Below are 18,354 nucleotides of genomic sequence, written 5' to 3'. Positions count from 1 at the left end.
AACACTATTGTCTGAACGACCTCAGACCGTACATTCTGTACACATGACATTTATTGCCGACAATCAACTACCGTTGCTTATTCTTTCGTTTCTGATCGGCCTATTGGGAACCGGCTTCTTATTCCGGAAGCCAGCGGGACACCGAGCCTGGAAACTTGCAGATCTTGTCTGGGTGGTTTTGGGCGGGATCGGCGCATTGGTCGCCGTACTGGCGGGGCTCTATACATCAGACAGCTCACGATTGGATCGGCAAATTGACGTCGCTTATGCTGCAACTCTGGCCTTCGACCGCGACGCAGCACGCTTTCGACTGCGGTTTTGCGATCCGGCATATGATCCTGATACCGCCGTTTTGTGTGAAAAGGTGGAATTCTTGTCTGCCTCGACCGCCAGCAATGCCGATTTACCGCTCTTTATTGCGGTCACAAACGAAGTTGCACCGCTGCAAGGGCTGCATTTCCTGTTTGGCCGGACATCAAAGGACGAGATGGAAGAGGCTCGCGATATGGCCGCTAAGGCCGATGCTTTTGATATCCAGCAGTTTCTGGTGTTCACCTCTCTGGATGAAACCACGCGAGCCGCCGTTGACAGCATGCGCCGCAAAGTACCTGCCATCGCAGGCGACTACCTGATCCTCGCCCAGAGCTATGACGATCTGATTGATCAGGTGGGCAAATTGAAGGAGGAATGGGAATATCTGCAGGCCAATGCGCATATTCTGGTCTTACAGATCATCGCCCTATGTCTGGTCAGTTTTGCGGCCCCGTTTCGCCTCGGCAAGTCCATTGTTGAACTGCGCACCGCCTTTATCCCCGATACGCCTTTGCCAACTTCGCCGGATCAGCCCCAAGAAAATAGCGCGCCAATGTCCAGAGATTCCGCGCACCCCGCCGAAACCAGCCCTGACGGATATAGCGTTCCGCATTCGTAACCGCATTCGCTTTTAACAGCACCGAGCGCGGCAGGGCGCGAACCAGGGCGACATCTTCCATCAATGGCTGATCCGGATACCCACCCGCCGACAGATAGGTCTGGCGCTGGACCAACAGTCCCTGATCGCCGTAAGGCAACCCGAAAAGGCGGCTGCGCAAATTCGCCCAGCCAGCAACCCAAAGTGGGGCCACGCCTTTGGCGCGGAACCGCAAACGAAAGGCCGCAGGTTGGCCTGTGTTCAGATGCTCTGCAACCGCTGCGGTCCAGCCCGGTTGCAACTCGGTATCCGCGTGCAGGATCAGCAACCAGTCAGCCTTGGCCTCAGCGCATCCCCTCCGCAATTGCCCGCCGCGTGATGGGGCGCCTGACACGATCCTGGCCCCTGCCTCATCAGCGATCTCTAGCGTGTGATCATCCGAACCAGCATCGCTGACGATCAACTCGCGGATCAGTCCCTGTTGCAGACCTTCCATCAGCGATTGCAAAGTACTTGGCAGCTCCTGCCCTGCATTCAATGTCGGGATCACGATGCTGATTGGGGCGGACACGTCTGATACCCTCTGGTCATGGCGGCGCGTTCTCCTATATCACGAGGCCAGACCAAATGACGAGGATCAACCCATGCCCAATCGCCGCATTCTGCGCCTGACCGGCAAGGATACTGACAGCTTTCTGCAAGGGCTGATCACAAATGACGTACAGCGGATGAATGAGGGGTTGGTCTACGCTGCCCTGCTGACCCCGCAGGGCAAGTATCTGGCTGATTTCTTTTTGAAACGGGACGGATCATCGATTCTGCTGGACGTGGCAGAGGATCTGGCCGACGCGCTGAATAAGCGCCTGACGATGTACAAGCTGCGTGCTGATGTTGCGATCGAAGCGACCGACCTCAATCTGCAGCGCGGCACAGGCCCCGCACCAGAAGGCGCCCTGCCCGATCCGAGGCATCCCGATCTTGGCTGGCGCGGCTATTCTTCGGCACCGGAAGACGAAGATGGTACAGACTGGGATGCGATCCGCGTCCGTCATTGCATTCCAGAGACAAATATCGAACTAACGCCAGACAGCTACATACTTGAAGCCGGTTTCGAAGCCCTGAATGGCCTCGACTTCAAAAAAGGTTGCTATGTTGGCCAGGAAGTCACCGCGCGCATGAAGCACAAAACCGAACTGCGCAAAGGCTTGCGTGTTGTTGAAATTACGGGCGCTGCACCGATCGGAACCGAGATACAGTCTGGTGGAAAGCCCGCCGGAACTTTGTTTACGCAATCCAATGGCAAAGCAATTGCCTATCTGCGCCTTGACCGCGCCCAAGGGGACATGCTGGCGGGCGATGCGATCGTGCGTTTGACCGACTAACCCCACGGATAGCCTCGCGCCACGTTTTCGCTGGAACCCATCGCGCTGCGCGGTAACACTGGCGCCGGAACTGCAAGAGGGATGTAAAAGATGTTCCGGCTGTATCGGGCAATCTGGCGGGCCAGTGCGGGCCGGCAAGTAATACTTATCCTGCTGTCATTGGCAGTCGCAGCGCTAGCTGCAGTTCCGCTGGAATTTCAGCGCGACATCATCAACCATCTGACTTCGGCAGATGTCGGGGTCGAGCGATTGTTGACATTAGGCGCTGGCATGATGGCTGTCATTTTGCTGAGCCTTGCCCTGAAATGGGTGCTGGGCTACCGGGCGGGCACTTTGGGCGAGGACTTGATCCGCCTGATCCGTCGACGCCTGTTGGTGCGCGCAGCTGACCTCAACCAAACCGGAGGATCCTTTCGCAAGGGAACCATGAGCACTGCCGTCTCTGCCGAGGCTGAAGAGCTTGGTAAATTTGCAGGCGGCGCCTTTTCCGACCCCGTTGTTCAGATCGGAACGTTGATCAGTGTGATTGGCTATATCTCATCCACACAACCCGGCCTGGGTCTGATCGCGTTTTCGATGATCCTTCCACAAATCATCATTGTTCTGGTCTCGCAACGGCGCGTGAACGTCTTTGTCGCCGAACGGGTCCGTATCCTGCGCAATTCGACCGACCGTTTGACGACCGAGGATATCGAGGCTGTATCTACAGATATCGAGGCACTGTTTGATGACATTTACGAAACACGCCGTCGCATGTTCATCTGGAAATTATCTGCCAAATTCTTGCTGAGCGTTATCAACGGTGCCGGGACGGTTGGCATCTTGATGCTTGGCGGATGGCTGGTTTTGCAGGGGCGTACGGACGTCGGCACCGTGGTTGCTGCCACCAGCGGGCTAACACGCATACAAGGTCCAACCGCATTCCTAATCGCATTCTATCGCCAAGTCAGCGCCAATCGCATCAAGTTCGAATTGATGCTTGAACTGTTTGGTCCAGACCCCGAGCGATACCGGCGACCGCGCAACAAAAAAGACCGCACCTGAAGGATGCGGTCTTTCGAATGTGGTTGGAACAAGCTTAGGCGCGTTCAGAATATTCCATGGTTTCCGTATTCACGATGATCATTTCATCCTGACCAATAAACGGCGGAACCATGACCTTAACGCCATTATCCAAGATTGCAGGTTTGAACGAGTTTGCAGCGGTTTGCCCTTTGACGACCGGTTCGGTCTCGACAATCTTGCAGGTCACCTTTTGCGGCAGCGTCGCATTCAACGCCTCGCTCTCGTAGAATTCGACAACAATGGTCATGCCGTCCTGCAGAAACGGGCGGCGCTCGCCCAGCAATTCCGACGGCAACTCGATCTGTTCGTATGTCTCAGAATCCATGAACACCAACATGCCATCGGATTCGTACAGGAACTGCTGATCTTTTTGCTCAAGCCGTACGCGCTCAACCTTGTCGGCGGAACGAAAGCGTTCGTTCAATTTTGAGCCATTACGCAAGTTGCGCAGTTCGACCTGCGCAAAAGCACCGCCTTTACCGGGCTTTACGTGATCCACCTTAACAGCCGCCCACAGCCCATCGTTATGCTCAAGCACATTGCCGGGGCGAATTTCGTTCCCATTTATCTTGGGCATGACTTAAATCCTTCACAAACGGTTGATGCGTCAGTTGTTGTCCCTATATCTGGCGTGACCACACCTGACAAGACAACGAAACCTAGTGCTGCACATGCAGCGAGCCATGCAAATGACGCAACGTAGTTATGCGATTTAGGTGTATCCGAATCGCATGTAATAGGTCATAAGGACCGTCACGCCGAAAATTGCAAGAGCAAGAAAAACAGGAAAAACGAGATGAGAGATTTCGTTGACGGCACTGCCTTCAATAACGAACAAGGCAATCGTGCACGCAAACTTTTCGCAGCCGTTGTACTGGCTGCTCTGGATGATGCCATCGCTGACGACAAGAAATACGGCAATGGGCCAGAACAAATTGCCCGCTGGGCTCGTTCGCGCGATGGTCGCGAAGTACTGTCCTGCGCCGGTATCGACCCCAATGAGCGGGTTGTTGGCGGATTGATGGAATTCGTCGGTCGCGGCGTCCGGACTTCGGTGGCTCTGTCACGCGAAGAAAGCGAACGCCGGAATGCGGCTCAGCAGGCCGAAGCGGCCTGATTGAACCCCGCATCCGATTGAAAAAACGCGCCCTGACGACGGGGCGCGTTTTTCTTTGACCAGACTAAAAGTACATTATCCATTGCCTTGCAACCCAGAGCTCGGCCGCAAGAAAAACAGCAAAAAAGAGCTTAGCGCCTATCGAAAGGCCGCGTTGCCACAACACCGCATAGGCCGCCAAACACACCGCCATGGATATGGGCGCGACCCACATGGCTTGATGCGTGCTGTCCCAATAGCTGATGGGACTGTCGAAGACCCAAGAACTGAGCGGCCAGAATTGTGGCCGACCATCTCCTGCGTGCAAAAAGTAATCCATCACCAAGTGCAGCAGCCCTGCGGACGCACCTATGGTCAATAGGTGCCAACCTAGCCACAGCCCTAGGCCAAGCGCTGTTCCCCACACAAAGAACGAGTTGTCGACGGCGAACACCGTTTGCCAGGCTGGCGAAAAGTAAAGCTGGTCGAATACAACCTGTGCCGGGATGTTCAGAATATACAGCGAGGCACTTGCCATCACATACAACGACAAGTCCGGCAACAACGATCCAAGCAACGCTGCCCATAATGCGGCTCCTTGGGCTGGGCGTGCAAAAGCGGCGACGCCGATCAAAAGATGCGCAGGTGTGTTCATAGGGGGCTTTCCCTTTGCCCTTAAATCAGGTCATCTGCGCGTCAACATAGGAGACAGGCCATGGCGTGGTCCATCATGATTCAAGGCACCGGCAGCAATGTCGGAAAATCGGTTTTGGTGGCCGGACTGGCACGCGCATATACCCGACGCGGGCTGAGGGTTGCTCCGTTCAAACCGCAGAACATGTCAAACAACGCCGCTGTTACTGAAAACGGTGGAGAAATCGGGCGCGCGCAAGCCCTGCAGGCGCGGGCGGCGAAACGGCCGACGCATACCGACATGAACCCGATCCTGTTGAAACCAGAAACCGACACAGGCGCCCAAATCATCCTTCAGGGCAAGCGCGCAGGCACAATGAAAGCGGGCGACTATCGCAAAGATAAATCCAAGCTTCTGGGTGCGGCTTTGGAAAGCTTCGGCCGGCTGTGCAGCGATGCCGATTTGGTGCTGATCGAGGGCGCAGGCAGCCCAGCTGAGACCAATTTGCGCATGGGTGATATTGCCAATATGGGATTTGCGTGTGCCGCTGACGTTCCGGTTGTTCTGGTCGGCGATATCCATCGTGGCGGAGTGATCGCCCAAATCGTTGGAACACAGGCAGTCCTGGACGCAAGGGATCTCGAGATGATCCGAGGCTTTGCCATAAATCGGTTCAAAGGCGACGTGTCCCTATTTGACGAAGGTCGCGATGACATCGCGGCCCGGACCGGTTGGCCCTGCGCCGGCGTGGTGCCCTGGTTTCACGATGCATGGAAGCTGCCTGCCGAGGATATGATGGATATTCGCTCTCATGCCGGAGGCGCGTGCAAGATCGTTGTGCCTCAACTAGAGCGGATGGCCAATTTCGATGATCTTGACCCGCTGTCGGCAGAACCGGGTGTGACGGTAGAAATCATTCCTGCCGGCCGCCCCCTGCCCGGCGATGCTGATCTGGTGTTGCTGCCCGGCAGCAAATCCACGATTGGCGATCTGGCCTATTTCCGGGCGCAAGGCTGGGACATAGACTTGTATGCCCATGTCCGTCGGGGAGGACATGTTCTGGGCCTTTGCGGCGGATATCAGATGCTGGGAAAAACCATCGCGGATCCGGATGGCGTAGACGGTCGCCCGGGTCACGTCGAAGGTTTGGGGCTGCTGGATGTCACCACCACCATGGCCGGTCAAAAGCAGGTTACATTGCGATCAGCGACCGCCCTACCCGGTAAGGAACCCGTCAGCGGTTATGAAATCCATATGGGTAGGACCGACGGTCCGGATTGCGCCCGCGCGTGGCTGCAGGTCGGGGGGAGGCCAGAAGGTGCTGCCAGCGCCAACGGTCGCATACGCGGCAGCTATCTGCATGGGATTTTTACATCAGACGCGTTTCGCGCAAACTATCTGTCCGAATTGGGCGTTGTATCAGAAAACGCCTATGAAGACGGCGTCGAACAGGTTTTGGACGACCTTGCCGACCATCTTGAGCGGCACATGGATTTAGACCTGCTTCTCTCGATGGCGCAGACACCAAATCGGGGCTGAGGATTAGTCTCGATCCCCAGCGGCCAACGCCCGCACAATTTCGCGCCTAACCATCTTACGCAGGTTCTTAGTTATCCGCTCGCCCAATGCGCCTTGCAGCTCTTCTCGGACGATCTGCGCAACAAGCTCGCGCAACTGCTGCTCCTCAAACACTGCACCGGTGGGCTTTGGTGTCGGAGCCGCTTTTACCGAAGGATCGCGTATGAATACGGCCTCTGTTTTGGCCTCTGTGTCAGGTTGTGCGACCTTAGACTGCGCAAATCCCTTGTCCACTGGCCACTCGACAGCCATTGTCTTGGTACCAGAGTACTCATCGTCGCTTTCACCATCCGGTTCCCACTGATCTTCAGTCCGGGCGATCGCGGCCTCCAAGGCTTCGATTTTTGCGCTCAAACTCCCCGCAAGGTCACGCTTTGTTTCCTCGGTGCTGACCTCCGCATCTTTGGCAGGCACAACATCGTTGGGCTGCAAACGCATCGGTTCGTCTGGGTTGTCAGGCGTATTCGCGGCCTGTCTTTCTGCCTCATCGCCCGCGCTGCGATGAGGCATCAACTTCAGAGGTGCCCGCTTCTTAGCAATCAGCGGTTCCTCGCTGACACGCAGGGCGTCGGTCAAAACCAGCCGCCCAGGCTTGGACACCGGGGGCGAAGGGACAAAGATAAATTCCGATTCGCCACTGGCGTCTTCGTCGACCATTCGTTTAACCGACGAGAGAACGTCCTGAATATTGGCGTTTACAACACGATCCGACATATTTTTCTACCGCTCTAACCTTGGTTCGATTGTAGCCAATCAAAACCATCGCCACAACAGGTAGCGATACTGTTTAATCCCGGCGCAATGCCTTGAGCACCCGATCCAAATCGCGGCTTTGCTTGCTAACCTGCGATGGCGCCTTTTTGACGAGGTTGTAATACAAGGTCGGGTCATAAATCTGCACCGCCAGCCCCAAACGTTCTGCCGTCAACAAACCCTGCGCCTGCAGCAACTCATACGCAGCACGAGACCGCTCAGTCCGAGACGCAACTTCAGCCAACTGTGCGTCCAACAAATCCTGCTGAGCGTTCAGAACATCCAAAGTTGTACGCGCACCTAGCGTCGCTTCTTCGCGGATACCGTCAAAGGCAACTTGCGAGGCGCGAACACGCTCGGTCGAAGCCCGCAAGCTGGCCGTAGCGGCCTGAAATGCTGCATAGCGATCCGCAACTCCTTGCGTGATGTTTTTCTGTACATTCAGCAAATTCGCGCGAGACGCGTCACGCGTTGCCATCGCCCGACGCACTGCAGCCGCCAGACCACCGCCAGCATAGATCGGCTGATTGAAATTCAACGAGATCGTTGCATCGTTGATATAGTCGTCGTTGTCATAGCTCTCGGTAATACCTGCATCAGCATTCAAGCTGACATTCGGTCCAAGATTAGCTCGCTGTTGCTGTACGATCAGATCCAGCGCGCGAACCTGATGCTGCGCCGAAAGGATAGCCGGGTGGTTACGCTGCGCCAGATTGACAGCATCGGATTCCGAACGCGGCAGATTTGGCAACCTCGGCTGGCCAGCCGTCCTTCCGGGCGTTTTGCCAACTGCATTTACGTATTCAGCCTGCGCAATGCTCAGGTTACCACGGGCAACGGCCAAATCCGCTTGCGAACTGGCCAACTGTGCCTCGGACAGCGCGACGTCGGTACGTGTCACTTCACCAACCTCGAAACGGTCTTGCGAGGCACGGAGTTCCTCGGCCGACACTTCCACGTTGTTTTGGCGGATCGCGACAGTTTCTTCCTGCAGCAATACACCTAAATAAGCATTCGCTGCACGATTTAGGATTTGCTGTTCGATATCGATCAAAGACTGACGCGTGGAAAGAACGGTTTCCTGCGCCGATTGCTTGCCCAGAACCGAAGCGCCGCCGTCATAGATCAACTGGCTAAGCGTAAGGCCCGAGAAAAAACTGGAGGGTTCGTTCGTATTGATTAGGCCGCTTGTACTGGTCCGCGTGTAGTCGCTGCTAACACGCACTGTCCAATTGATGATGGGACGTAATGCAGACAGCGCAATTGCGACGTCTTCATCCGCTGCCCGCAGCAACGCACGGTTCTGTTCGAGCAGACCGCTGGTATTATACGCACCGATAAACGCATCTGTCAGATTGTCAGCCCAAACTGACCGTCCGGGTATTGCACTAAACGCAATACCAGCAGCCAAAGTGAGACCTTTGAGCAGCTTTCCTGTCGTCGTCCCGCGCATTACCAAATCCTCTCAAATCGAAATTACGCAACCACCGGAGCAGTTTGCGCTGGTGTTTTCAAGTAATCAAGGCATCAAAATACTTCTATTGCCAACTATAGCGAAAATGCACACTCTGCGCAAAACGCGGGCAAAACAGGAGCGCTGGCATTGAACGCATAGCGCCACGAAATCCGACCTGCAGCCTTAATACCTACCCGCACAGTCCCAAGACTGCCCTCCATGAACAGGCAGACGATCCGTCCACCATCCTTGAGCTGATCCAGCAGCGTGGCGGGCAACTGCTCAACACCGCCCTGAACCAAGATCACATCATAAGGGCCATGCTCAACGGCACCCATTTCGAGAGGACCTGTGTGAACAATTGCATTATCTGCATCGGCTTCCATCAGAAGTGTCTGCGCTTCTGCCGCCAAATCGTCTTCTGATTCCACAGCCACGACCAACTCAGCCATTTGCGCCACTATCGCAGTCGAATAACCCAATCCAGGTGCAATATCCAACACCACTTCATCGTTGGAAATATTCACTACATCCAACATCTTGGCCAAAGTTCTGGGCTCCAGTAGGCAACGCCCGCCTCCCAATTCAATCAGATCGCCGACATAGGCTGCCTCGCGCTGCGAATCCGGCACGAAATTTTCACGTGCCACTGACAGCATCGCATCAATGATCGGGAATTTTGTCACATCCGAGGGCCTGACTTGAGTATCAACCATCGTAAGACGCCGGGCTGCGAAATCTGTCATTTGATCGCTCAATCCTTGTCAATCTGCTTATTGACTTGTGCCACATCCGTCTGCCAGCAGCAACGGCTCAGACGGCAAATTCGGGCGCGGCAAAATGATCTTATCAGAGCGCTTCGGAATTTAGTACAAGAGCCGAAACAATCGCACTCAAAACTCTGGACGTTCACTCAGAAAGCTGTTAGAACGCCGACCACACCACAGCAAGTACTTGATATTGCTTGAAAAGGCGAGTTGGCGGAGTGGTGACGCAGCGGATTGCAAATCCGTGTACACCGGTTCGATTCCGGTACTCGCCTCCAATAAAATCAATGACTTGCGTCATCCTTCCTCTCCTTCACTGCCATTTTTGAAACGACCGTTGAAACTTTCACGTTTCGGTCTTGCTTCGTTCCAACTGATTTCTTGCTTCTTGAGCGCGCTTGGCGAGCTCTCTTTGCCGGATCGGCCCGCCGTATTTTTTGAGCATCTCAACGCCTGAGTGACCGGTGACGGCTTTGACCATCTCGTCATCACATCCGGCCAGATACAGCTCGATCGTCGCATTTTTCCTGAGCCCGTGCGTTTTGTAGTAGCTCGCCTTCTCGTGCTTCATCTTCTTTTTGATGGTGCGCATTTCCTCCGCAACGATCCGGTAGCTCACTGGTCGACCCTTGGCGTCGGTCACAACGGTGCCGTCCGTTCGTGCGAGCCCGTCGAGATGGGTTTTCAGGCGGTCGGTGAGCGGGATCCAAAGAGGCTTATCAGTTTTGCCCTGCGTGAAATCGAATCCTTCATCCGAGAAGTGCTCCCACTTCATCTTCACGACATCGCCAATACGCTGGCCTGTTCCAACGCAAAGCTCGTAAACCAGCCGCGCCCTCTTTGAAGCCAGCGCTTCGAACTCGGCACGAACATCATCTGGCCAAGGCTCCCAGCCGTCGCTCTGCTGCTTGAAAAGCGGGATGCCCTTTGCCGGATTGCCGTGCTCTTTCTTGATGAAGCCGATCAACCGGGCGTGATTCATCAAGACGACCATAACCTGAACGAGATAGTTGGCTTGCCTCCAATGATCCGCATTGGCCCGGTGCAGTTCATAAATGTGGTGGGTTTCGATCCTCGCCGGGTCCTTGTCGGCCCAGATCTCTCGAATATGGCTGATGTATCGCCGATAGTCGGATCTCGTCCGGGGCTTCAGCTTCTTGTAGGCGTCACTCTCGTAGTAACTAAGAATCAACGCCTCAAAATTGCGTTTCACCGGCGCTGGCGCTGGCTTTCCCTTCAGCAGGCGATTGTAGTGATCCCAAAATTCTGGCGTGCCCGCTTCCTCGTGCATCATGACCGAGATACCGCGTGAACGCCGGATGAACCGGAGATACCCCCGGTCATTGTAGACGTATTTGGGCAAGCTTTTGCGAGTCATTCGCCCATTCTCAGGTCACTGTTGAGAAAGTCGTCTGCCGCCTCCGGCGCGACCATGTTGGCATCGACGATGACACTGCCATCAGGCTTGATCTCGAACTTCGCGCGCTGCCAACCTGCCTCCCGCGCCTCGCGGATGAAGGCGGAGGCTGCCTGTTTTGCTTTTGTCTGTGCACTTGCTTTGGTCATCTAATCGGCACCTCTCTAACGTCGTTAAAAACGCGCATTATCGCCCTGATCCATATTGATTTTTCCAACTGATCCGAACGTGGATCGCCTGTCTTTCGCTGCCCGAATGGCGCGGATCACTTCTGAATTCTGGGAGTTACCATTCCGATCTGACTCCGCCTTGATCCACTCTTTGAGCTCTTGCGGGAGCCGAAGCTGCATTGGTTTACGACTGTTCATGAAACACCTCCAGGTTGAAACCACACTCCGTTAGTGGCACTTAGCCACTATTGCGTCAATTACTTTTTATGGCACAGTGCCACCATGCCGGAACAAAGCTCTCAAAATCAGGATAAATTCATCGTGCGTCTGCCAGACGGCCTGCGCGATCGAATACGCCTTGCGGCTGAGGCTAACCATCGCAGCATGAATGCTGAGGTCGTTGCCCTCCTCGAAGAAAACTATCCGGCCCCTGTGCCGGAAAAACTGGAAGACCCTGCCGCGCGGCTGCTCTTCTGGCTTGCAAAACGCATCCGTCGAAGAGACCCAAAGCCTGGAACTCCAAGGGAAAAACAAGCTGCCCTGTATGAGCGGATTGCGGGCGATATCGCGGAACGTATGAAGGACATAGGCGACTAGCCCTAGTAGGCCACCCACTCGTATCCGTGGTTGCCCTCGTGATCTTCCCATTCGACACCGACTCCGCGCCGCCAACTTGATGAAGAACAGCGTCGCGTCGGAAGCACCCATTGCGGGGCGGCCGCTGGCGTCGTGCGTTGCCAGCCGAATTCGCCCTGCGTGCCGTAGGTGCCGAGGCGCATGTTGTAACTTTCAGAGCAATCATCATCGCGGCCACGTTCCCGATGGCTATAGTATCGAACATCCCAGACACGGATCGAGCGTACGAAATCGAATTCCAGACCACTGATGTCGATATCGGCTCCACCTTCGACCACCTGTGCCAGAATGACTTGGCCAAGTGTCTGCCTCGATTGGTTGCTTGCCTCCCAGATTTTAGGGGCCGTACTTTGCAACGGCTCGCGCTCGGAAACACCCATAGGACAACGCCAGATTTGCAAAGGCGGCTCAATCGGCCAGGGTGTGATCCGACGGATAAACACGGCGCGGGCATGGGCACATTCTGCTGACGCGGGCCACCCACCAGCCAGGCAAAGCAGAATGGCGCAGTCGACCTGATAGGCTTTCGCCGCCTGCGGAGACACGCTGCAGGAAAGAGCCACCACGCCTCCAGCAACCCAATTTCTGAAGAACCAACACCACATATCAATAGTTTCCTTTTGATTACATTACTGCATTATTGATACATTACTTCTTCCCTCCACCTCTACACCATATGCGAGCATATCCTTTGTGAGGCTCGCGCGCGTTTTGTGGAATATATTCCGTAGAGCAGTTCTTGTGATCTGGCCGTATAGAGGCCATGAAATTAAGGGAACGAGTAGGGTTAAATGTCCGGAATCTCAGAAGTTCCAGAGGATTAAGCCAAGAACAACTAGCGTTAGCTGCGGATGTGGATCGCAGCTATATCAGCGAGATCGAACTCGCCAAAAATTCAGCATCAATCGATGTTCTGGAGCGGATTGCGGATGCTCTCGGCGTCGATCCCAAGGAATTGTTTAACGAGAGGGGCTAGTTTTGCCCGAATTTGAGAGCGTTCGCACAACGGCCGAAGCCATCGGTCGTATTTCTTGCATCAAAACAGGTGAAGAAATCGGTCTTTTGTATCGCTGGGACAACGGCGAGACGCAGGCAGCGTTGTACGAAGACGCCATCCTCACAACACTAGACTGCTCAGCTCATTCTGGTGAACCGGACGTTGGCGCAAAACGCGGCTAACGGCCGCAAAGATGCAGGTTTCTCGGACGCCACGCGCGACGTTGGAGTGACGTGGGGCGTTGTCTGGCGTCGGAGAAGCGCTCAGGCGGGAAATCGCGGGGTTGGTCTTGGTGAGTGGGTTGCTATGGGGATTTGAGGGTTGAGCTTGGCCTTGGGCTGATCTGACAGACTCGTTTAACGGCTCCCGTCAGGCCAAGCGCGGTGTCGTCCTTGCCGGTATTTGGACGATACGCGTGGTGTTTTTCCTGTGCCATCGACTTTTACCTTGTCGATAACTTGATCAGTGCATGACGATGGGTTCGCAGGCGACATCGGCTACGGCTGAAGATGTCTGTTATCATGTTGGTCGTGCGTTTCATGCAGCGGCCCTCGCCGATGCCGGCGGTGCTCTGGGATGTTGCGAGGGCGCGAAAGTGCCGACAATGATCAACCGCCCGCCACAGCATGGACAGGGCAGTACGAGGACCCTGGGATGCTGATCGGTGTCGCCTCCATTTGCATCACCGGTGCCTTCCCGGCTCGGCGATTTGGCCCCGAGAAGATCCCTGATCCGGGCGATATTAGCTGCGCGGTTGCCATTTCCGTAGAAACCATAGTGGCGGATGCGGTGCTGGCCCTTGGGCAGGACGTGGATGAGGAGCCGACGGATGAATTCCTCGGTTGCGAGCGTCATGGTGGTATGCCGCCCGGCGTCATTGACGCGGTAATTCTTGACGCGGAAGGTGACGCTGGTCTGATCGAACCGGATCAGGCGACTGTTTGATATCGCGATGCGGTGGGTGTAGCGCGACAGGTAGGCCAGCACCGCTTTGGGCCCGGCGAAGGGTTCCTTGGCGTAGACGACCCAGTCGAGCTGGCGCCGCGGGCCCAGAAAGGCACCGAATGCTTTAGAGTTGGCAAGTTCCGTATGATCGCCGAAGAACTGCAGCTTCCCGGCTTCGTGCAACTTGGCCAATCCTTCCAGAATGAGCCGCCGGTAAAGGCGGGACAGCACCCGAACGGAGAGGAAGAAGTTCTTGCGGCAACCGATCCACTTTGTGCCGTCCGCAGACAGGCCGCCGCCCGGAACAATCATATGGACATGTGGATGGTGCGTCATCGCCGAGCCCCAGGTGTGAAGCACGGAGGTGACGCCGACCCGCGCGCCAAGGTGCTTGGGATCGGCAGCGATCTTGATGACTGTATCCGCGCTTGCCCGCATCAGCAGGTTGTAGATCGCGCGCTTGTTCTGGTGGGCGATGTCGGCAACTTGTTTGGGCAACGTGAAGACCAGATGGAAGTAGCGCACGGGCAAAAGCTCAGCTTCCCGCGCGGCCAACCATGCCTTTGCGGCACCGGACTGGCACTTGGGGCAATGGCGATTGCGGCAAGAGTTGTACGCAATGTGCTCGTGGGCGCAGTCTTCACAGCGCGTTACATGGCCACCGAGCACCGCCGTGCGGCAACGCTCGATAGCCGACATCACCTTCAACTGGCCGAGGCTGATATGGCCCACATTGGCAGCGCGATACGCCGTCCCATGGGCGCGCAAGATATCCGCGACCTCCAGATTTGCCCGCTCCAAGGCGGGCTATCGGGTCATTTCCCACGGCAGAAATCAGCCCAACGCGCGCTCCGGCGCGTGCCGCCGCAATTGCCATATTGCCGGATGACCCGCCGGGGTACCGGGCGAAACTGCGCGTTTCTTCCAAAGGGGTCGCAGTCTGCTGGCCGTAGAGATCGACTGCAATACGCCCAAGGAAAAGCAGGTCCGGCGACATTTCGGGTGAACTCACGCGCCGAAGCGCGGCTCGGGCACGCCGGCTACGCCAAGCCCTGTGATGGCAAAGACGCTGCCGCGCTGCACACCGTCCCCGGGGAAACGTGGCAGAGGTGGTTTGGCCATCGACGTGACATAGAGCGTATCAAGATTTGGCCCGCCGAACATCACGCTGGTGACCTTGCGCACGGGCATGTCGATCACCCGGTCAACCTCGCCGTCCGGCGTCCAGCGGTAAAGACGTCCGGCATAGACATTGGCGTTCCAAAGGCACCCTTCTGCGTCCACCGTCGATCCGTCCGCCGCGCCCTCATTCGATCTGTCGACGGAAACAAAATCCCTACGGTTTGACAGGGCGCCTGTTTCAACGTCGAAGTCGTAGGCCCAGATCACACCTGACCAGCTGTCCGCGAAGTAGAACGTCTTATCGTCCGGGCTGAAGCACGGCCCGTTCGAGACAATGATGTCAGTATCGACCTTGTGTACGCTGAAATCAGGATCCATTCGATAAAGTGCACCGTTGGGGCCTTCTTCCATCGTATCCATGGACCCAGCAAAGAAGCGCCCGCGCCTATCGACCTTGCCATCGTTGATCCGGTTTGCGGGCTTGTCGGGTTCGGGATCGTGGATCAGGTCACAGTCGCCGGATTGGAAGTCGAGTGCGTAAAAGCCGCTGTCGAGCGAAATGATCGCCCCATTTCCGTCCTTGCGCAACGCCATGGATCCAATCTTGCCCGGAACATCCCATGCCCGCAGTTCCGTACCCTTGTCGGTGCACCGAAAGACGCGGCCGTCCATCGAATCGATGAAATAGAAGCGCTGTTGGTCGACGTCCCAGAGCGGCCCCTCGCCAAGCGTTGTCTTGATGTCGAGCAGAATATCGATTTGCATCTGTCTTCCTTTCAGAAATTCACGCCGTCGCCGCCTTTGAGGTCGAGAATCTCGCGCGCTTCGCGTGGGCTAGCGACGCGCTTGCCCAGCCCTCCGATCAGTGCGGCGGCCTTTCTAACCTGCTCGGCGTTCGATGTCGCGAGCTGGCCTTTTCCGATCCAGAGCGAGTCTTCCAGGCCGACGCGGATGTTGCCCCCCATCGCTGCCGCATGCGCCACGATCCGAAACTGGGCCGCCCCCGCGCCCAGAACCGACCACCGAAGGTCCGACCCGAACAGACGGTCTGCCGTCCGCTTCATATGTGTGATGTCTTCGGGGTGATTGCCGATGCCGCCAAGAAGGCCGAACACCGATTGCACGAAGAAGGGCGGCTTCACGAGACCGCGCCTGACGAAATGGGCAAGGTTGTAGAGGTGCGAGATGTCGTAGCATTCGAACTCGAACCGCGTGCCGTTTTCCCCTGCTGCGGCCAGAACATACTCGATGTCCTGGAACGAGTTGCGGAACACCAGGTCGCGCGACCCTTCAAGATGCTCGCGCTCCCATCCCGCGATTTCCGGATAACGCGCCAGCATCGGGAAAAGCCCGAAATTCATCGAGCCCATGTTGAGCGAGGCAACCTCAGGCGCGAATTCTGTCGCGGGGCGCGCGCGTTCTTCGACGCTCATATAGGGGGAGCCACCGGTGGTCAGGTTCACAACCGCATTGGTCGCCTGTTTGACCCGCGGCAGAAAGCGGGAGAAACCTTCGGGGGTTTGATCGGGTTTGCCGGTGTCGGGGTCGCGTGCGTGCAGATGCAGGATCGCTGCGCCAGCTTCGGCGGCTCCGATGGCCGCTTCCGCAATCTCATCAGGCGTGACCGGCAAATGGGGCGACATATGCGGCGTGTGGATGGCACCGGTGACGGCACAGGTGATGATGACGGCGTCAGTCATGAGCGCGTTCCTTACCCTCCAGATTGTTTGCACGCTTGAAAGCTCTGAGCTCTAAAAGGCGCGTGTCCCGCCATTCCCGGCGCGCAGCCAGTCGCCCGATCGGCAATCGCGAACGGCGGTCCGTCAAAACGCGCCGCAAGACGTCGCCTTGCCAGCTCTGGCGCGGCCCGCCGCCCACATTCATCCGTGCGTACATCGGATCATACCGGTTGACGTAGTCTTCCAGCCCACCTGGCGCATTCAAATCTATGGTTTCGAAGGGGCCCATGAGGGCCCAGCGAAGGGCCAGACCATCACGAATGCATTTGTCGATGTCTTCGGCTTCTGCATAGCCTTCACCGACCAGTCGGAATGCTTCGTCCAACAACGCACCTTGAAGGCGGTTGACGATGAAACCGTTCAACTCGCGCAGAACCTGAACCGGATTTTGTCCCACATCGACCATCACCCGAGCGGTTCGTTCCATCGTATCCGTCGACGTGTCTGGCCCGGGCACAAGTTCCACAGCGGGGATATGCGAGGGTGGGTTGATCGGGTGGGCGACAAGGCATCGTTCCCGCCCTTCCAGTCCTTCAAAGATCAGCGATGGCAGGAGGGCAGAGCTTGAGGTCGCCAGAATGGCGTTCTCCGGCGCGGCCTTGAGAATGTCCCTAGCCAACGCTTGCTTGATCGACAGTTCTTCAGGTCCATTTTCCTGAATATGCACGACGCCATCCACTGCGGCGTCCAGCGTATCCAAAGCACTTATGCGTGCCAGAACGTCCGCCGCGCTTTCGCCGTTCAGCAGGTCGTGGCGTTCCAACTCTGCAGCGTCCCTCCCGCAGATGTCCTGCGCCTTCTTTGATGCCTCTGGATTTACATCCCAAAGCGCGACGTCAAAACCACCCCGGGCAAAGCTGATCGCCCATGCGCGTCCGATCAGTCCTGTTCCGATGATGGCAACTTTCTCTGTCATCAGAGCGTCTCCACATTGCCGTCGACGGCAATGTTCTGACCGGAGATATTCGCGCCCGCCGGCGACAAAAGGAATGCAACCGTGTTGGCGACGTCGTCTTCGGTAACCATCCGGCGCATCGACACCTTCGACAGGTAGCTTTCGCGCATCGTCTCGACCGGAACACCTTCCTGACGGGCCCGGTCGGTGATCACGCCCTCCATGCGCGGCCCTGAGACAAACCCCGGCTGGATCGCGTTGACCCTGATGTTCTCCGGGCCGAGTTCCTTGGCAAGGCTTTGACACAGCCCCACGACCCCGAATTTGGTGGCGCTATAGGGCGTCCGGTACGCATAGCCGTATTTGCCTGCGACCGAAGACATCCCGACGATGCTCCCGCCTCCGTTCTTGCGGATAAGAGGGACCGCGAAATGTGCGCAGTTGAATTGTCCGAGAAGGCCGATCCTGAGGCACGTCTCGAATTCGTCAGGTGTGATTTCGTCTACGCCTCCGGTTGGCCCCGCAATTCCGGCATTGTTGATGAGGGCGTCGAGGCCGCTCCACTCGGCTTCGATGAGCGCGAAGAAACGTCCAACATCCGATGTCTGACTGACGTCGCAGACCTTGGTCAGGGTGCCCGGCAGTTCAGATGCAACGCTCTCAAGCGCAGCGGCGTTGACATCGCAAATCGCAATCTGCGCGCCTTCCGCGTAGAGACGTCGCGCGATTGCAAGTCCGATCCCTGACCCGCCACCGGTGATCGCAACCTTCTGGCCCTGAACAAGTCCCATT

General features: G+C 56.6%; 22 protein-coding genes, 1 tRNA gene and 2 pseudogenes. 9 read left to right on the top strand and 16 right to left on the bottom strand.

What is annotated here, in order from left to right:
• Positions 1–43: 43 nt before the first annotated feature.
• Positions 44–799, top strand: a pseudogene (locus ACRZ91_RS00815) (hypothetical protein); the annotation flags it as partial.
• A 7-nt stretch (positions 800–806) separates the two neighbouring features.
• Here the strand turns inward: ACRZ91_RS00815 and ACRZ91_RS00810 are convergent.
• Positions 807–1,481, bottom strand: coding sequence for a TIGR04283 family arsenosugar biosynthesis glycosyltransferase (locus ACRZ91_RS00810; RefSeq protein WP_029621734.1), 675 nt, complete (start codon positions 1,479–1,481; stop codon positions 807–809).
• A 73-nt stretch (positions 1,482–1,554) separates the two neighbouring features.
• On the opposite strand from ACRZ91_RS00810, the gene ygfZ reads away from it, so the two are divergent.
• Both ygfZ and ACRZ91_RS00800 read left to right on the top strand, forming a co-directional pair.
• Positions 1,555–2,292: a CAF17-like 4Fe-4S cluster assembly/insertion protein YgfZ gene (gene ygfZ / locus ACRZ91_RS00805; protein ID WP_170770261.1), complete on the top strand. Its 738-nt coding sequence runs from the start codon at positions 1,555–1,557 to the stop codon at positions 2,290–2,292.
• Between the two features lie 90 nt (positions 2,293–2,382).
• On the top strand, positions 2,383–3,336 hold the full coding sequence (locus ACRZ91_RS00800) for an ABC transporter transmembrane domain-containing protein (RefSeq protein ID WP_480901856.1): 954 nt from the start codon (positions 2,383–2,385) through the stop codon (positions 3,334–3,336).
• Positions 3,337–3,370: 34 nt separating this feature from the next.
• Here the strand turns inward: ACRZ91_RS00800 and efp are convergent, their stop codons facing one another.
• The gene (gene efp / locus ACRZ91_RS00795) at positions 3,371–3,934 is read right to left on the bottom strand and encodes an elongation factor P (protein ID WP_010439041.1); all 564 of its coding nucleotides are present in this window, start codon (positions 3,932–3,934) and stop codon (positions 3,371–3,373) included.
• A 219-nt stretch (positions 3,935–4,153) separates the two neighbouring features.
• Here efp and ACRZ91_RS00790 point away from each other — a divergent pair, with 219 nt between their 5' ends.
• Positions 4,154–4,474, top strand: a complete 321-nt coding sequence (locus ACRZ91_RS00790; RefSeq protein WP_008757056.1) for a DUF6280 family protein — start codon at positions 4,154–4,156, stop codon at positions 4,472–4,474.
• 64 nt (positions 4,475–4,538) lie between these two features.
• On the opposite strand, the gene ACRZ91_RS00785 is transcribed toward ACRZ91_RS00790, so the two are convergent.
• The gene (locus ACRZ91_RS00785; protein ID WP_480901853.1) at positions 4,539–5,108 is read right to left on the bottom strand and encodes a cobalamin biosynthesis protein CobQ; all 570 of its coding nucleotides are present in this window, start codon (positions 5,106–5,108) and stop codon (positions 4,539–4,541) included.
• A 60-nt stretch (positions 5,109–5,168) separates the two neighbouring features.
• Between ACRZ91_RS00785 and ACRZ91_RS00780 the strand changes: the two genes are divergently transcribed.
• Positions 5,169–6,626 carry a cobyric acid synthase gene (locus tag ACRZ91_RS00780; protein WP_480901852.1) on the top strand — a complete coding sequence of 486 codons (1,458 nt, stop codon included), beginning with the start codon at positions 5,169–5,171 and terminating at the stop codon, positions 6,624–6,626.
• 3 nt (positions 6,627–6,629) lie between these two features.
• On the opposite strand, the gene ACRZ91_RS00775 is transcribed toward ACRZ91_RS00780, so the two are convergent.
• The 3 genes from ACRZ91_RS00775 to ACRZ91_RS00765 form a co-directional block, all read right to left on the bottom strand.
• Positions 6,630–7,379: a hypothetical protein gene (locus ACRZ91_RS00775; RefSeq protein WP_480901849.1), complete on the bottom strand. Its 750-nt coding sequence runs from the start codon at positions 7,377–7,379 to the stop codon at positions 6,630–6,632.
• Between the two features lie 73 nt (positions 7,380–7,452).
• Positions 7,453–8,871 (bottom strand): TolC family outer membrane protein, encoded by a 1,419-nt coding sequence (locus ACRZ91_RS00770; protein ID WP_170770251.1) that lies wholly within the window; start codon positions 8,869–8,871, stop codon positions 7,453–7,455.
• 95 nt (positions 8,872–8,966) lie between these two features.
• Positions 8,967–9,620 (bottom strand): protein-L-isoaspartate O-methyltransferase family protein, encoded by a 654-nt coding sequence (locus tag ACRZ91_RS00765; RefSeq protein WP_170469004.1) that lies wholly within the window; start codon positions 9,618–9,620, stop codon positions 8,967–8,969.
• 225 nt (positions 9,621–9,845) lie between these two features.
• Here ACRZ91_RS00765 and ACRZ91_RS00760 point away from each other — a divergent pair.
• Positions 9,846–9,919, top strand: a tRNA-Cys gene (locus ACRZ91_RS00760).
• A gap of 68 nt (positions 9,920–9,987) precedes the next feature.
• Here the strand turns inward: ACRZ91_RS00760 and ACRZ91_RS00755 are convergent.
• From ACRZ91_RS00755 to ACRZ91_RS00745, 3 genes are all read right to left on the bottom strand, one after another.
• Positions 9,988–10,935: a site-specific integrase gene (locus tag ACRZ91_RS00755; protein WP_480901845.1), complete on the bottom strand. Its 948-nt coding sequence runs from the start codon at positions 10,933–10,935 to the stop codon at positions 9,988–9,990.
• 80 nt (positions 10,936–11,015) lie between these two features.
• The gene (locus tag ACRZ91_RS00750; RefSeq protein ID WP_024096637.1) at positions 11,016–11,207 is read right to left on the bottom strand and encodes a hypothetical protein; all 192 of its coding nucleotides are present in this window, start codon (positions 11,205–11,207) and stop codon (positions 11,016–11,018) included.
• A 24-nt stretch (positions 11,208–11,231) separates the two neighbouring features.
• Positions 11,232–11,426, bottom strand: coding sequence for an Arc family DNA-binding protein (locus ACRZ91_RS00745; RefSeq protein ID WP_170610071.1), 195 nt, complete (start codon positions 11,424–11,426; stop codon positions 11,232–11,234).
• Positions 11,427–11,510: 84 nt separating this feature from the next.
• On the opposite strand from ACRZ91_RS00745, the gene ACRZ91_RS00740 reads away from it, so the two are divergent.
• A complete protein-coding gene (locus ACRZ91_RS00740; RefSeq protein ID WP_170610069.1) occupies positions 11,511–11,825 on the top strand; it encodes an Arc family DNA-binding protein in 315 nt (104 codons plus the stop codon).
• A gap of 2 nt (positions 11,826–11,827) precedes the next feature.
• Here ACRZ91_RS00740 and ACRZ91_RS00735 read toward each other — a convergent pair whose 3' ends face one another.
• Positions 11,828–12,469 (bottom strand): hypothetical protein, encoded by a 642-nt coding sequence (locus ACRZ91_RS00735; RefSeq protein WP_170610067.1) that lies wholly within the window; start codon positions 12,467–12,469, stop codon positions 11,828–11,830.
• A 158-nt stretch (positions 12,470–12,627) separates the two neighbouring features.
• Here ACRZ91_RS00735 and ACRZ91_RS00730 point away from each other — a divergent pair, with 158 nt between their 5' ends.
• Entirely contained in the window at positions 12,628–12,840 is a 213-nt protein-coding gene (locus tag ACRZ91_RS00730) for a helix-turn-helix domain-containing protein (protein ID WP_170610065.1), read from the top strand.
• Between the two features lie 2 nt (positions 12,841–12,842).
• On the top strand, positions 12,843–13,043 hold the full coding sequence (locus ACRZ91_RS00725) for a hypothetical protein (protein WP_170610063.1): 201 nt from the start codon (positions 12,843–12,845) through the stop codon (positions 13,041–13,043).
• A 355-nt stretch (positions 13,044–13,398) separates the two neighbouring features.
• Here the strand turns inward: ACRZ91_RS00725 and ACRZ91_RS00720 are convergent, their stop codons facing one another.
• The 6 genes and pseudogenes from ACRZ91_RS00720 to ACRZ91_RS00695 form a co-directional block, all read right to left on the bottom strand.
• On the bottom strand, positions 13,399–14,607 hold the full coding sequence (locus tag ACRZ91_RS00720; protein ID WP_170610061.1) for an IS91 family transposase: 1,209 nt from the start codon (positions 14,605–14,607) through the stop codon (positions 13,399–13,401).
• A gap of 16 nt (positions 14,608–14,623) precedes the next feature.
• Positions 14,624–14,803: pseudogene (locus ACRZ91_RS00715) on the bottom strand (PfkB family carbohydrate kinase); the annotation flags it as partial.
• An 11-nt stretch (positions 14,804–14,814) separates the two neighbouring features.
• On the bottom strand, positions 14,815–15,693 hold the full coding sequence (locus tag ACRZ91_RS00710) for an SMP-30/gluconolactonase/LRE family protein (protein WP_170610060.1): 879 nt from the start codon (positions 15,691–15,693) through the stop codon (positions 14,815–14,817).
• An 11-nt stretch (positions 15,694–15,704) separates the two neighbouring features.
• Positions 15,705–16,628 (bottom strand): 3,5-dioxohexanoate:acetyl-CoA acetone transferase, encoded by a 924-nt coding sequence (gene kce, locus ACRZ91_RS00705; protein WP_170610058.1) that lies wholly within the window; start codon positions 16,626–16,628, stop codon positions 15,705–15,707.
• On the bottom strand, positions 16,621–17,583 hold the full coding sequence (locus tag ACRZ91_RS00700) for a 3-hydroxyacyl-CoA dehydrogenase (RefSeq protein WP_170610056.1): 963 nt from the start codon (positions 17,581–17,583) through the stop codon (positions 16,621–16,623). The genes kce and ACRZ91_RS00700 overlap by 8 nt, the downstream gene beginning before the upstream one ends.
• Entirely contained in the window at positions 17,583–18,353 is a 771-nt protein-coding gene (locus ACRZ91_RS00695) for an SDR family oxidoreductase (RefSeq protein ID WP_480782734.1), read from the bottom strand. Before ACRZ91_RS00695 ends, ACRZ91_RS00700 begins: the two co-directional genes overlap by 1 nt.
• Between the last annotated feature and the right edge of the window lies 1 nt (position 18,354).

Source organism: Ruegeria sp. O11 (assembly GCF_056535285.1).
The sequence above is the reverse complement of the archived record's forward strand: the minus strand, read 5'-3'. Positions and strand labels throughout refer to the sequence as shown.

Excerpts from the sequence above, each read along its gene's own strand:
- ygfZ (WP_170770261.1), top strand. The coding sequence starts at position 1,555 with ATGCCCAATCGCCGCATTCTGCGCCTGACCGGCAAGGATACTGACAGC.
- ACRZ91_RS00800 (WP_480901856.1), top strand. The coding sequence starts at position 2,383 with ATGTTCCGGCTGTATCGGGCAATCTGGCGGGCCAGTGCGGGCCGGCAA.
- efp (WP_010439041.1), bottom strand. The coding sequence starts at position 3,934 with ATGCCCAAGATAAATGGGAACGAAATTCGCCCCGGCAATGTGCTTGAG.
- ACRZ91_RS00790 (WP_008757056.1), top strand. The coding sequence starts at position 4,154 with ATGAGAGATTTCGTTGACGGCACTGCCTTCAATAACGAACAAGGCAAT.
- ACRZ91_RS00785 (WP_480901853.1), bottom strand. The coding sequence starts at position 5,108 with ATGAACACACCTGCGCATCTTTTGATCGGCGTCGCCGCTTTTGCACGC.
- ACRZ91_RS00780 (WP_480901852.1), top strand. The coding sequence starts at position 5,169 with ATGGCGTGGTCCATCATGATTCAAGGCACCGGCAGCAATGTCGGAAAA.
- ACRZ91_RS00775 (WP_480901849.1), bottom strand. The coding sequence starts at position 7,379 with ATGTCGGATCGTGTTGTAAACGCCAATATTCAGGACGTTCTCTCGTCG.
- ACRZ91_RS00770 (WP_170770251.1), bottom strand. The coding sequence starts at position 8,871 with ATGCGCGGGACGACGACAGGAAAGCTGCTCAAAGGTCTCACTTTGGCT.
- ACRZ91_RS00765 (WP_170469004.1), bottom strand. The coding sequence starts at position 9,620 with ATGACAGATTTCGCAGCCCGGCGTCTTACGATGGTTGATACTCAAGTC.
- ACRZ91_RS00755 (WP_480901845.1), bottom strand. The coding sequence starts at position 10,935 with ATGATGCACGAGGAAGCGGGCACGCCAGAATTTTGGGATCACTACAAT.
- ACRZ91_RS00750 (WP_024096637.1), bottom strand. The coding sequence starts at position 11,207 with ATGACCAAAGCAAGTGCACAGACAAAAGCAAAACAGGCAGCCTCCGCC.
- ACRZ91_RS00745 (WP_170610071.1), bottom strand. The coding sequence starts at position 11,426 with ATGAACAGTCGTAAACCAATGCAGCTTCGGCTCCCGCAAGAGCTCAAA.
- ACRZ91_RS00740 (WP_170610069.1), top strand. The coding sequence starts at position 11,511 with ATGCCGGAACAAAGCTCTCAAAATCAGGATAAATTCATCGTGCGTCTG.
- ACRZ91_RS00735 (WP_170610067.1), bottom strand. The coding sequence starts at position 12,469 with ATGTGGTGTTGGTTCTTCAGAAATTGGGTTGCTGGAGGCGTGGTGGCT.
- ACRZ91_RS00730 (WP_170610065.1), top strand. The coding sequence starts at position 12,628 with ATGAAATTAAGGGAACGAGTAGGGTTAAATGTCCGGAATCTCAGAAGT.
- ACRZ91_RS00710 (WP_170610060.1), bottom strand. The coding sequence starts at position 15,693 with ATGCAAATCGATATTCTGCTCGACATCAAGACAACGCTTGGCGAGGGG.
- kce (WP_170610058.1), bottom strand. The coding sequence starts at position 16,628 with ATGACTGACGCCGTCATCATCACCTGTGCCGTCACCGGTGCCATCCAC.
- ACRZ91_RS00700 (WP_170610056.1), bottom strand. The coding sequence starts at position 17,583 with ATGACAGAGAAAGTTGCCATCATCGGAACAGGACTGATCGGACGCGCA.
- ACRZ91_RS00695 (WP_480782734.1), bottom strand. The coding sequence starts at position 18,353 with ATGGGACTTGTTCAGGGCCAGAAGGTTGCGATCACCGGTGGCGGGTCA.